The following is a 13,025-nucleotide window of genomic DNA, read 5'->3' as shown; positions in this document are numbered from 1 at the left end:
CGNACNNCGNCCCCGCGCGCGGACCCGCCCCGCGCCCCGGCCGCCGCGCGGCACCGGGGCGCGGGGGCTGTACGAGCGGGCGCGCCGCGCCTGGGACCGGCCGCTCACGGCGTACTACGTGATCCTCGGCGCCAGCATGCTGATCACCGTGCTCGGCCTGGTCATGGTCTACTCGGCGTCGATCATCAAGGCGCTGGAGCTGTCCCTGCCGGCGACGTACTTCTTCCGCAAGCAGTTCGTCGCCGCCGTCCTCGGTGCCGGTCTGCTCCTGCTCGCCTCCCGCATGCCGGTCAGGCTGCACCGCGCCCTGGCGTACCCGCTGCTGGTGGCCGCGGTCGTCCTGATGGTCCTGGTCCAGGTGCCAGGCGTGGGGCACGCGGTCAACGGGAACCAGAACTGGCTGCACATCGGCGGCCCCTTCCAGCTCCAGCCCAGCGAGTTCGGCAAGCTGGCGCTGATCCTGTGGGGCGCGGACCTGCTCGCCAGGAAGCAGGACAGGCGGCTGCTCACGCAGTGGAAGCACCTGCTGGTGCCGCTCGTCCCCGTGGCGTTCCTGCTGCTGGGCCTGATCATGCTGGGCGGCGACATGGGGACGGCGATCATCCTGACGGCCGTCCTCTTCGGCCTGCTGTGGCTGACCGGCGCGCCCACGCGGCTGTTCGCCGGGGTGCTGGGCGTCGCCGCCGTCCTCGGCGTGGCGCTGGTCCGGGGCAGTGACAACCGCATGGCGCGGATCGCCTGCCTCGGTGCCACCGACCCCGGCCCGGGGGACGCCTGCTGGCAGGCCGTCCACGGCATCTACGCCCTGGCGTCCGGCGGGTGGTTCGGTTCCGGCCTGGGGGCGAGTGTGGAAAAATGGGGCCAACTCCCGGAACCGCACACCGACTTCATCTTCGCCATCACCGGGGAGGAACTGGGGCTGGCGGGGACGCTGTCGGTGCTCGCCCTGTTCGCGGCTCTAGGCTATGCGGGTATTCGCGTGGCCGGACGCACGGAGGACCCCTTCGTGAGGTACGCCGCGGGAGGCGTGACCACCTGGATCACGGCGCAGGCCGTGGTCAACATCGGTGCGGTGCTCGGCCTGCTGCCGATCGCCGGGGTCCCCCTCCCGCTGTTCTCCTACGGGGGCTCGGCCCTGCTGCCGACCATGTTCGCCGTCGGGCTGCTGATCGCCTTCGCGCGTGACGAGCCCGCCGCGAAAGCGGCCCTGGCCGGCCGGGGGCCCCGTTCCGGCGGCCGGACCGGGGTGAGTTGGATGTCGATGCGACGGCGCGTCAAGAAGCGTCCGTCCGGAGAGCGGTGAATTTCGGTGCATGTCGTACTCGCCGGCGGGGGGACCGCCGGCCACATCGAGCCCGCGCTCGCCCTCGCGGATGCCCTGCGCAGGCAGGACCCGACCGTGGGGATCACGGCCCTCGGCACGGAACGGGGCCTGGAGACCCGGCTCGTGCCCGAGCGGGGCTACGAGCTGGCGCTCATCCCCGCCGTCCCGCTGCCGCGCAAGCCCACTCCCGAGCTGATCACCGTTCCCGGGCGGCTGCGCGGCACGATCAAGGCCGCCGAGCAGATCCTGGAGCGCACCCGGGCGGACTGCGTCGTCGGCTTCGGCGGCTACGTGGCGCTGCCCGGGTACCTGGCGGCCAAGCGGCTCGGCGTGCCCATCGTCGTCCACGAGGCCAACGCCCGCCCCGGCCTGGCCAACAAGATCGGCTCCCGGTACGCCTCCGCGGTCGCCGTCGCCACGCCCGACAGCAAGCTGCGCAACGCCCGTTACATCGGCATCCCCCTGCGCCACTCCATCGCGACCCTGGACCGGGCCCGGGTCCGTCCCGAGGCGCGCGCGGCGTTCGGCCTCGACCCCAACCTGCCCACGCTGCTGGTCTCCGGCGGTTCGCAGGGCGCCCGGCGGCTCAACGAGGTCGTCCAGCAGGTCGCCCCGGTGCTCCAGCGGTCCGGGATCCAGATCCTGCACGCGGTCGGCCCGAAGAACGAGGTGCCGCGCGTGGACAACATGCCCGGTATGCCGCCTTACGTCCCGGTATCGTATGTGGACCGCATGGACCTCGCGTACGCCGCGGCCGACATGATGCTCTGCCGCGCGGGCGCGATGACCGTCGCCGAACTCTCCGCCGTCGGACTCCCCGCCGCGTACGTCCCGCTGCCCATCGGCAACGGCGAGCAGCGGCTCAACGCCCAGCCGGTGGTCAAGGCCGGCGGCGGCCTGCTGGTCGACGACGCCGAGCTGACCCCCGAGTGGGTCCAGGGCAACGTCCTGCCCGTGCTCGCCGACCCGCACCGGCTGTACGAGATGTCCCGCGCCGCCGCCGAGTTCGGCCGCCGGGACGCCGACCAGCTGCTCGTCGGCATGGTCCACGAGGCGATCGCGGCGCGCCGGTAGGGCGCGCCGGGCTGAGGGAGAGGCAGGGAGCATGGCCGGACCGACGACCGTCGAGCGCGGCGCCGAAGGGGCCGCGGGCGCGTCGCCGGGCCGGCCCTCCAAGGGGTCCGGCCCCGGGCGGGGCGGGGGCGTGCGGCACCTTCCGGCGCGTTCCCGCGCCCTGTTCCTCCTGGCCGCCCTCGCGCTCGCCGGCGGGGCGACCTGGCTGCTGTACGGCTCGCCGTGGCTGCGCGTCGAAGACGTCTCCGTCTCGGGCACGCGCGTCCTGACGCCCGGTGAGGTCCGTTCCGCGGCGGCCGTCCCCGTCGGTTCCCCGCTCGTCTCGGTGGACACCGACGCCATCGGGGAGCGGCTGCGCCGCGCCCTGCCGAGGATCGACTCGGTCGAGGTGGTCCGCTCCTGGCCGCACGGCATCGGCCTCGAAGTGACCGAGCGCGAGCCGGTCCTCCTGATCCGGCAGGGCGGAGCGCACATCGAAGTGGACGCGGGGGGTAGGCGTTACGCCACGGTCACCGCCGCCCCCGCCGGGGTTCCCCTGCTCCACCTCCCCGCCGGACGGTCGCCCAGTCTGCGCCGCTTCGGCGCGGACCGGTTGACCCGGGAGGCGGTCGGTGTGACGGCCGGGCTCCCGGAGCGGATCGGCCGCGACCTCAGGTCCGTCCGCGTCCGCTCGTACGACTCCCTCACCCTGGAGCTGACGAGGGGTCGCACGGTGTTCTGGGGGAGCGGCGAGGAGCGCGAGGCGAAGTCGCGCGCACTCCTCGCACTCATGAAGGCGGTGCCCGGAGCGGGTCACTTCGACGTGAGCTCTCCCAGCGCCCCTGCGGCGTCACGGAGTTGACGTACACGTGTGCTGGCCAGCACCCTGGTTGGTCAGCCCTGGGGGTGATCACATAGGGTGAAAAGAAAAACGGGAGGTTCGGCGTGTTCGTTGAACGCGCCCCGCTTGTCGACCTAGTGTCCTGTTCGGAAGAGTCCAGCGAGCAGGCACACTGGTAACCCTAAACTTCAACGTTAGGGTTTGGGTCGGCGACTCGGACCGTCCCTTCGGCATCCGCCGTCGCGGCGCGCCACGCAGCGCGAAGCGGCGGCACGTAACTCGAGGCGAGAGGCCTTCGACGTGGCAGCACCGCAGAACTACCTCGCAGTCATCAAGGTCATCGGTGTCGGCGGCGGTGGTGTCAATGCCATCAACCGAATGATCGAGGTCGGTCTCAAGGGCGTCGAGTTCATCGCCATCAACACGGACGCGCAAGCCCTGTTGATGAGTGACGCCGACGTCAAGCTGGACGTCGGCCGCGAACTCACCCGCGGCCTCGGGGCCGGGGCCAACCCGGCAGTCGGCCGCAAGGCGGCAGAGGACCACCGCGAGGAGATCGAGGAGGTCCTCAAGGGGGCCGACATGGTCTTCGTCACCGCGGGCGAGGGCGGTGGCACCGGAACCGGCGGCGCGCCCGTCGTCGCGAACATCGCGCGCTCCCTGGGCGCGCTCACCATCGGCGTGGTCACCCGCCCCTTCACCTTCGAGGGCCGGCGGCGCGCGAACCAGGCGGAGGACGGCATCGCCGAACTCCGCGAAGAGGTCGACACCCTCATCGTCATCCCCAACGACCGGCTGCTGTCCATCTCGGACCGCCAGGTCAGCGTGCTGGACGCGTTCAAGTCCGCCGACCAGGTGCTGCTCTCGGGCGTCCAGGGCATCACGGACCTCATCACCACCCCGGGCCTGATCAACCTCGACTTCGCCGACGTCAAGTCGGTCATGTCGGAGGCCGGTTCGGCGCTCATGGGCATCGGCTCCGCCCGCGGCGACGACCGCGCCGTGGCCGCCGCCGAGATGGCGATCTCCTCGCCGCTCCTGGAGGCGTCCATCGACGGCGCCCGGGGCGTGCTGCTCTCCATCTCCGGTGGTTCCGACCTCGGCCTGTTCGAGATCAACGAGGCGGCCCAGCTCGTCAGCGAGGCCGCCCACCCCGAGGCCAACATCATCTTCGGCGCCGTCATCGACGACGCGCTGGGCGACGAGGTACGGGTCACGGTCATCGCGGCCGGGTTCGACGGCGGCCAGCCGCCCGCCCGCCGCGACAACGTGCTCGGCACCTCGGCGGCCAAGCGCGAGGAGCCCGCCGCGTCGGCACCGCGCGCCGCCGAGCCGGCCCGCCCCGCGACCACCGGCCTCGGCACGGTCCCGGTCCGCGAGGAGCCCCCGGCCGCCCCGGCNNNCNGAGCCCGCCCCGGCCGCCGTCGAGCCCCCGCTCCCGGCCGTCACGCCGCCGTCGATCCCGACGACGCGCCCCTACGCGGACAGCCAGGCGGAAGAGCTGGACGTCCCGGACTTCCTGAAGTGACGGCCGCGAAGTGACCTTGACGTGATAGAGCGGCACGACACCGAGAACGGCGCGCACTTCGCCTTCACCGACCGGTGGGGCGGGGTGAGCGCCGTTCCGTACGCAGAGCTCAACCTCGGCGGCGCCGTGGGCGACGACCCCGCCGCCGTACGGCGGAACCGGGGGATCGCGGCCGGCCTGCTGGGCGTGGACCCCGAGGCGGTCGTCTGGATGCACCAGGTGCACGGCCGGACCGTCCACGTGGTCGACGGGCCCTGGCCCGCGGGGGCGGAGGTCCCCCCGGGCGACGGCGTCGTCACCGCCCGGCGGGGCCTGCCGCTCGCGGTCCTGACCGCGGACTGCGTCCCGGTCCTCCTCGCCGACCCGGTCGCCAGCGTCGTGGCCGCGGTCCACGCGGGACGCCCCGGGATGGTCGCCGGGGTCGTCCCGGCGGCGGTCGAGGCCATGGCCGCCCTCGGGGCGCGACCGGCCCGGATCGTCGCCAGGACCGGCCCCGCCGTCTGCGGGCGCTGCTACGAGGTCCCGCCGGCCATGCGCGACGAGGTCGCCGCGGCCGAGCCGGCCGCCCGGGCCGAGACCTCCTGGGGCACGCCGGCGGTCGACGTGGTCGCCGGGGTCCACGCCCAGCTGGAGCGGGCGGGGGTCCGGAACAGGTGGGCGTCCGGGGTCTGCACCCGCGAGTCGGGCGACCACTTCTCCTACCGCCGGGACCGCACCACGGGGCGACTCGCGGGATATGTCTGGCTCGACGGGGGCACCACCCGGCCGGGGGCTGGGGAGGACGGGGAATGACGGACCGCAGGACCGAACTCGCCGAGAACCTCGCGCGGGTCGAGGAGCGCATCGCCGCCGCCTGCGCCGCGGCCGGACGCGAGCGCGAGGACGTGACCCTGATCGTGGTCACCAAGACCTACCCGGCGAGCGACGTCCGCATCCTGCACGGGCTGGGCGTCCGCCACGTCGCGGAGAACCGGGACCAGGACGCGGCCCCCAAGGCCGCCGCGTGCGCGGATCTCGATCTGACATGGCACTTCGTCGGTCAACTCCAGACCAACAAGGTGCGATCCGTGGTCGACTACGCCCGAGTCGTGCAGTCGGTCGACCGGTTGAAGCTGGTCTCGGCGCTGTCGGCCGCCGCCGTGCGGGCCGGGCGGGAGCTGGACTGCCTGGTCCAGGTCGCGCTCGACGCCGAGGCGGGCGAGCGGGGAGCGCGCGGAGGCGTCGCGCCCGAGGGGGTCGAGGAGGTGGCCGCCGCGGTCGACGGCGCGCCCGGGCTCCGGCTCGGCGGGCTGATGACGGTGGCGCCGCTGGCCGGCCCGTACGCGGGACGGCGGCGCGCGGCGTTCGACCGGCTGATGGAGTTCTCATCCCGCCTGCGTGCGACCCACCCTGCTGCGAGCATGGTGTCGGCGGGGATGAGCGGGGACTTGGAGGACGCGGTGGCGGCCGGGGCGACACATGTACGCATCGGTACGGCGGTGCTCGGAGTCCGTCCCCGGCTCGGGTAACGTCGCGAAGCAAGTCGGACCACAGTAGAAAATATGGTCATTTCCGCCGAACGGCGGTCAGGCCCAGTGGATCGCGGGCGCGACCCGACGTTGCCGATCCACCACAGAGCGGAGGAATCGGAGAATGGCCGGCGCGATGCGCAAGATGGCGGTCTACCTCGGCCTCGTGGAGGACGATGGGTACGACGGCCGGGGGTTCGACCCCGACGACGATTTCGAACCCGAACTCGAACCGGAGCCCGAGCGTGACCGGCGTCACCACCAGCCCCCCCGTCAGGTGGAGCGCGAGGAGCCGGTCCGTGCGCCGGTAGCGCAACCCCCGGTCCAGCGTGATCCCGTTCCGCTTCCCGCTGAAAACGGACGACCTGCCCGGATCGCCCCCGTGGCATCCATCACACCCGAACGCCCGAGCCTGGAGAAGAGCGCACCGGTGATCATGCCCAAGGTCGTGTCCGAGCGGGAGCCCTACCGGATCACCACGCTGCACCCGCGGACCTACAACGAGGCCCGTACCATCGGGGAACACTTCCGCGAGGGCACGCCCGTGATCATGAACCTCACGGAGATGGACGACACGGACGCGAAGCGACTTGTCGACTTCGCCGCCGGTCTCGTCTTCGGGTTGCATGGCAGCATTGAGCGAGTGACGCAGAAGGTATTCCTGTTGTCGCCTGCTAACGTCGATGTCACGGCGGAGGACAAGGCCCGCATCGCAGAGGGCGGATTCTTCAACCAGAGCTGAGACACGACACCGGGAACGGCCGGCCGACAGGCCGGTACAGAGGGCCAGGGGAGAGGGAACGCGGGATGGGCATCGCACTACAGGTGATCTACATCGCGCTGATGTGCTTCCTGATCCTGCTGATCTTCCGGCTGGTCATGCAGTACGTCTTCCAGTTCGCCCGTTCATGGGAACCCGGCAAGGCGATGGTGGTCGTCCTGGAGGCCACCTACACTGTCACCGATCCACCACTGAAGCTTCTGCAGCGGTTCATCCCGCCGTTGCGTCTCGGGGGCGTGGCACTCGACCTGTCCTTCTTCGTTCTGATGATCATCGTCTACATCCTCCTCAACATCGCGGGTAGCTTCGCGATGAGGGTGTGAGCGATACGGCCCTGCCGACTGCCGACGACTACGTAGAGGTGAAGAAGAATGCCGCTGACCCCCGAGGACGTGCGGAACAAGCAGTTCACGACCGTCCGTCTCCGAGAAGGCTACGACGAGGACGAGGTCGATGCCTTCCTGGACGAGGTCGAGGCCGAGCTGACCCGCCTGCTCCGGGAGAACGAGGACCTGCGCGCGAAGCTGGCCGCCGCGACGCGCGCGGCCGCGCAGAACCAGCAGCAGGCGATGCGCAAACCGCCGGAGCAGCAGGAGCGCCCGGTCGGTCCCGGCGGTCCGGTGCCCGCCGCCATATCGGGCCCCCCGGTCCAGCAGCAGCCCCCGCAGATGGGTCCCCCCCAGCTGCCCGGTGGTGCTCCCCAGCTGCCGGCCGGTCCCGGTCACGGCGGACCGCAGGGTCCCCACGGCCCCGGGCCCATGCAGGGCGGCCCCATGGGCGGTCCGATGGGCGGCCCCATGGGCGGTCACGGCCCGGGGATGCCCCAGCAGGGGCCCGGCGGCGACAGCGCCGCGCGCGTTCTGTCGCTCGCCCAGCAGACCGCCGACCAGGCGATCGCGGAGGCCCGTTCCGAGGCCAACAAGATCGTCGGTGAGGCCCGGTCGCGCGCCGAGGGCCTGGAGCGAGACGCCCGCGCCAAGGCCGACGCGCTGGAGCGGGACGCGCAGGAGAAGCACCGCGTCGCGATGGGCTCCCTGGAGTCCGCGCGCGCCACGCTGGAGCGCAAGGTCGAGGACCTGCGCGGCTTCGAGCGCGAGTACCGCACGCGGCTGAAGTCCTACCTGGAGAGCCAGCTGCGCCAGCTGGAGAGCCAGGGCGACGAGTCGCTGGCCCCGCCGCGCACGCCGTCCGCCGCTCCGTCGCTGCCGCCGTCCCCGTCGATGGCGTCGGCCGGCGCGAACGGCCCGTCGTACGGCGGCGGTCAGCCGATGGGCGGCGGTCAGCCGATGGGCGGCGCCCCGTCGTACGGCGGCCAGCAGCAGATGTCGCCCGCGATGACGCAGCCGATGGCGCCGGTGCGGCCGCAGGCTCCGCAGCCGATGCAGCAGGCCCCGTCGCCGATGCGCGGTTTCCTCATCGACGAGGACGACAACTAGAAGCCGAAGGCAGTCGGCGGAGGGCCGGGCCCGGGACGCACGTCCGGGGCCCGGCCCTCCGCCGTTCCCGTGCGCCCGCGCGGCCGGCCCGGCACGGCGTGTGCACGGGGGAGGCCGCGCCCGGGAGAGCCCCGGCCGCGTACGACCGGGGCTCTGGAGCGGACTACGCCTTGCGGAGGCGGAAGACCAGGGACAGCGCCTCGTCGGTGAACGGCTCGCCGTAGGTCCCGTCGCCCTCGCCGCGTGCGAAGTCCGTCGCCAGGACCTCCTCCGCGATGAGCCCGGCGTGCTCCTCCAGCGCCGAGACGACCTCCTCGTCCGTCGAGGACCAGCGCAGCGCGATCCGGTCCGCGACGTCCAGGCCGCTGTTCTTCCGCGCCTCCTGGATCAGCCGGATCGCGTCGCGCGCCAGACCGGCGAGCCGCAGCTCCGGGGTGATCTCCAGGTCCAGCGCGACGGTCGCGCCCGCGTCGGAGGCCACCGACCAGCCCTCACGCGGGGTCTCCGTGATGATGACCTCCTCCGGAGTGAGCGTGATCGTCTCGCCGTTGACGTCGAGCGTCGCCTCGCCCGTGCGCAGCGCCAGCGACAGCGCCGCCGCGTCCGTCCCCGCGACGGCCCTGGCGACGTCCTGGACGCCCTTGCCGAACCGCTTGCCCAGCGCGCGGAAGTTGGCCTTCGCCGTCGTGTCGACCAGCGATCCGCCCACCTCGGACAGGGAGGCCAGCGACGAGACGTTCAGCTCCTCGGTGATCTGCGCGTGCAGCTCGGGGGAGAGCGCCTCGAAACCGGCCGCGGCCACCAGCGCCCGCGACAGCGGCTGCCGGGTCTTCACACCGGACTCCGCGCGCGTGGCGCGGCCCAGCTCGACCAGCCGCCGGACGAGCGCCATCTGCCGCGACAGCTCCGGGTCGATCGCCGACGGGTCCGCCTCGGGCCAGGTCGACAGGTGGACCGACTCGGGGGCGCCCGGCGTCACCGGTACCACGAGGTCCTGCCAGACCCGCTCGGTGATGAACGGGGTCAGCGGGGCCATCAGGCGCGTGACGGTCTCCACCGCCTCGTGCAGGGTGCGCAGCGCGCCCTTGTCGCCCTGCCAGAACCGGCGCCGCGACCGGCGCACGTACCAGTTCGACAGGTCGTCCACGAACGCGGACAGCAGCTTGCCGGCGCGCTGCGTGTCGTACGCCTCCAGTGCCTGCGTCACCTGGTCGGTCAGCGCGTGCAGCTCGCTCAGCAGCCAGCGGTCCAGGACGGTGCGCTCCGCCGGGGCGGGGTCGGCGGCGGAGGGCGCCCAGCCGGCGGTGCGCGCGTACAGGGCCTGGAAGGCGACCGTGTTCCAGTAGGTGAGGAGCGTCTTGCGGACGACCTCCTGGATGGTGCCGTGGCCGACGCGGCGGGCCGCCCAGGGGGAGCCGCCGGCCGCCATGAACCAGCGCACCGCGTCCGCGCCGTGCTGGTCCATCAGCGGGATCGGCTGGAGGATGTTCCCCAGGTGCTTGGACATCTTGCGGCCGTCCTCGGCGAGGATGTGGCCGAGGCACACGACGTTCTCGTACGACGACTTGTCGAAGACGAGCGTGCCGACGGCCATCAGCGTGTAGAACCAGCCGCGGGTCTGGTCGATGGCCTCCGAGATGAACTGCGCCGGGTAGCGCTTCTCGAACAGCTCCTTGTTCCGGTACGGGTAGCCCCACTGCGCGAACGGCATCGACCCCGAGTCGTACCAGGCGTCGATAACCTCCGGCACGCGGGTCGCGGTGAGCGGGCAGCCCTCGTGGGTGCAGCCGAACGTGACGTCGTCGATGTAGGGGCGGTGCGGGTCCAGGTCCGACTGGTCGGCGCCGGTCAGCTCCGTCAGCTCCGCGCGCGAGCCGACGCAGGTGAGGTGGCCCTCCTCGCAGCGCCAGATCGGCAGCGGGGTGCCCCAGTAGCGGTTGCGGGACAGCGCCCAGTCGATGTTGTTGTTCAGCCAGTCGCCGAAGCGGCCGTGCTTGACGGAGTCGGGGAACCAGTTGGTCGCCTCGTTCTCCTCCAGCAGCCGGTCCTTGACGGCCGTGGTGCGGATGTACCAGGACGGCTGCGCGTAGTACAGCAGCGCGGTGTGGCAGCGCCAGCAGTGCGGGTAGCTGTGCTCGTACGCGATGTGCCGGAACAGCAGGCCGCGCGCTTCGAGGTCGGCGGTGAGCGCCTCGTCGGCCTTCTTGAAGAACGCGCCGCCGACCAGCGGGAGGTCCTCCTCGAACGTGCCGTCGGGGCGGACCGGGTTGACGACCGGCAGGCCGTAGGCGCGGCAGACCCTGAGGTCGTCCTCGCCGAAGGCCGGGGCCTGGTGGACCAGGCCCGTGCCGTCCTCGGTGGTGACGTAGTCGGCGGTGACGACGAAGTGCGCGGCCTCGGGGAACTCCACCAGGTCGAACGGGCGCCGGTAGGTCCAGCGCTCCATCTCCGCGCCGGTGAAGGCCAGGTCCGTGGCCTCCCAGCCCTCGCCGAGGGCCTTCTCCAGCAGCGGCCGGGCGACGACGAGCTTCTCCCGGCCGTCCGTGGCCACCACGTACGTCACGTCGGGGTGGGCGGCGACCGCCGTGTTCGACACCAGCGTCCACGGGGTCGTCGTCCACACCACCAGGGACGCCTCGCCCGCGAGGGGGCCGGAGGTCAGCGGGAAGCGGACGTAGACCGACGGGTCGACGACCGTCTCGTACCCCTGCGCCAGCTCGTGGTCCGACAGGCCCGTGCCGCAGCGGGGGCACCAGGGGGCGACGCGGTGGTCCTGGACCAGCAGGCCCTTGCCGAAGATCTCCTTCAGCGACCACCACACGGACTCGATGTACTCGGGGTCCATGGTCCGGTAGGCGTCGTCCAGGTCCACCCAGTAGCCCATGCGGGTCGTCAGCTCGGCGAACGCGTCGGTGTGCCGGGTCACGGACTCGCGGCACCTGGCGTTGAACTCGGCGATGCCGTACGCCTCGATGTCCTTCTTGCCGGAGAAGCCCAGCTCCTTCTCGACGGCGAGCTCCACGGGCAGGCCGTGGCAGTCCCAGCCGGCCTTGCGCGCCACGTGGTAGCCGCGCATGGTCCGGAAGCGGGGGAAGACGTCCTTGAAGACGCGGGCCTCGATGTGGTGGGCGCCCGGCATGCCGTTGGCGGTGGGCGGGCCCTCGTAGAAGACCCACTCGGGGCGGCCCTCGGACTGCTCCAGGCTCTTGGCGAAGACCTTGCTCTCGCGCCAGAAGTCGAGCACGGCGTGCTCGAGGGCGGGCAGGTCGATCTGGGCGGGCACCTGGCGGTACTGCGGCATCGAAATCCTCCGGCGGACAGGTTCGTCGTTCCGTCGGAGGGACGAGAGCGCGTGCTCCCGCGGTACCACCCTCCTTGGCGCCGGGCACAGGTCCCGGAGCCCCCTCGTTCAGGGCCGCGAAGCCGGTTCTACTGACCTTGCGCCGGTGGGCTGGGCCCGCCGTCCAGGGCGTTCTTCCGGCGGCTCCGGGGTGATGCTTCACGTCGGGCTCGCCCCCGGGCTCTCACCGTCCCCGGGTCGCTCACGGCCGCGTGCGACGCTACTCGTCCCCATCCACGCCTTTCGCTGCGCCCCAGTGTACGGGCCTGCGGCGACACCGGCCGACACGCCGCCCGCCCGCGATCCGGGCGGGGAGCGGGCGGACGCCGGTGCGCGCGACCGGTGCCCGCCGCCGGGCGGCGACGCGGGCGGACGGCTCGCCTGGCCGGGTAGCGGTTGTCCGGTACGGGCGGCGTGCCCGGTTGCCACCGGTTCGGAGTCGATTTATCGTCCCAGCACGATTCGCGAGCAAGATCACACTATGTGAAGGGGCCGCGGCATGGTGGCGAAGAGGACCGCCGGCGAGGGGAGGACGCCGGCGCGACCGGCCCCGGGCGAGCCCGCGGGCGGCGAGGAGGCCGCGGTGCGCACGGTCGGGAGGGCCCCGTCCGGAGGGAGGGCGGTGCCGGAGCGGGCGGCGGGAGGAGGCACGGGGAGGAGGGCGCCCGCCGAGGGGACGCCGCCGGGGGAGGCGCCCCCGGCCGGGAAGGCGGGGAAGGCCGGGGAGGCCGGGAAGTCCGGGGAGCCCGGAAAGGCCGGGAAGTCCGGGGAGGGGCCCGCCCGGAAGCGGGCCGCCGGGCGGTCGTCCGCCGGCGGTGCGCCCGCCGGGGAGGCGGCCCCCGGGAAGGCCCCGGCCGGGGGGAAGGGCACGGGGAAGGCGCCGGGCGGGACCGGGGCCGGGAGGCCGGCCGCCTCGGAGGCCCGGACGCGGGCGCGCTCCCGGACCCGGAAGGCCGCCGCGAAGGCGGCGGAGACCGCCCCCGGGAAGGCCCCCGTCCGGGAGGCCCCCGTCCGGAAGACCGCGGGCCGGAAGACCGCGGCCGGCACGGCGCCGGGGGAGGCGCCCGCCGGGAGGGCGGCCGCCGGCGAGGCGCCGCTGCCCCGGGAACCCGGCCCCAAGGAGCTGACCCTCCCGGGGTCGTCCGCGGGGAGGACGGCGGCCCGGAAGGCCGCGGCCCGGAGGACGGCGTCCCGGGGGGCCGCGGCCTTCCGGG

Annotated in this window: 9 protein-coding genes and 1 pseudogene; 9 read left to right on the top strand and 1 reads right to left on the bottom strand. The window is 73.1% G+C overall.

The genetic code is table 11. The features are described from left to right. Nucleotides 1-7 precede the first annotated feature (7 nt). The 9 genes and pseudogenes from ftsW to MW084_RS07165 form a co-directional block, all read left to right on the top strand. Nucleotides 8-1,303, top strand: a 1,296-nt coding sequence (gene ftsW / locus MW084_RS07205) for a putative lipid II flippase FtsW (protein ID WP_275563521.1), incomplete at its 5' end; no start/stop codon positions are given. Nucleotides 1,304-1,309: 6 nt separating this feature from the next. After that, a complete protein-coding gene (gene murG / locus MW084_RS07200) occupies nt 1,310-2,398 on the top strand; it encodes an undecaprenyldiphospho-muramoylpentapeptide beta-N-acetylglucosaminyltransferase (protein ID WP_010476534.1) in 1,089 nt (362 codons plus the stop codon). Between the two features lie 31 nt (nt 2,399-2,429). After that, nucleotides 2,430-3,239 (top strand): cell division protein FtsQ/DivIB, encoded by an 810-nt coding sequence (locus MW084_RS07195; RefSeq protein WP_010476532.1) that lies wholly within the window; start codon nt 2,430-2,432, stop codon nt 3,237-3,239. Nucleotides 3,240-3,518: 279 nt separating this feature from the next. Then, nucleotides 3,519-4,618, top strand: a pseudogene (gene ftsZ / locus MW084_RS07190) (cell division protein FtsZ); the annotation flags it as partial. Between the two features lie 149 nt (nt 4,619-4,767). Continuing rightward, entirely contained in the window at nt 4,768-5,538 is a 771-nt protein-coding gene (pgeF, locus tag MW084_RS07185) for a peptidoglycan editing factor PgeF (protein ID WP_010473427.1), read from the top strand. Next, nucleotides 5,535-6,254, top strand: a complete 720-nt coding sequence (locus tag MW084_RS07180) for a YggS family pyridoxal phosphate-dependent enzyme (protein ID WP_010473428.1) — start codon at nt 5,535-5,537, stop codon at nt 6,252-6,254. The genes pgeF and MW084_RS07180 overlap by 4 nt, the downstream gene beginning before the upstream one ends. A gap of 124 nt (nt 6,255-6,378) precedes the next feature. After that, a complete protein-coding gene (locus tag MW084_RS07175; RefSeq protein WP_010473429.1) occupies nt 6,379-6,996 on the top strand; it encodes a cell division protein SepF in 618 nt (205 codons plus the stop codon). Between the two features lie 65 nt (nt 6,997-7,061). Beyond that, nucleotides 7,062-7,358, top strand: coding sequence for a YggT family protein (locus MW084_RS07170; RefSeq protein ID WP_010473430.1), 297 nt, complete (start codon nt 7,062-7,064; stop codon nt 7,356-7,358). 48 nt (nt 7,359-7,406) lie between these two features. Beyond that, on the top strand, nt 7,407-8,471 hold the full coding sequence (locus MW084_RS07165) for a DivIVA domain-containing protein (protein ID WP_010473431.1): 1,065 nt from the start codon (nt 7,407-7,409) through the stop codon (nt 8,469-8,471). A gap of 163 nt (nt 8,472-8,634) precedes the next feature. On the opposite strand, the gene ileS is transcribed toward MW084_RS07165, so the two are convergent. After that, on the bottom strand, nt 8,635-11,778 hold the full coding sequence (gene ileS, locus MW084_RS07160) for an isoleucine--tRNA ligase (protein WP_029553713.1): 3,144 nt from the start codon (nt 11,776-11,778) through the stop codon (nt 8,635-8,637). Nucleotides 11,779-13,025 lie beyond the last annotated feature (1,247 nt).

The organism is Streptomyces sudanensis, assembly GCF_023614315.1.
In the GTDB taxonomy this organism is placed as follows: Bacteria; Actinomycetota; Actinomycetes; order Streptomycetales; family Streptomycetaceae; genus Streptomyces; species Streptomyces sudanensis.
The sequence above is the reverse complement of the archived record's forward strand: the minus strand, read 5'-3'. Positions and strand labels throughout refer to the sequence as shown.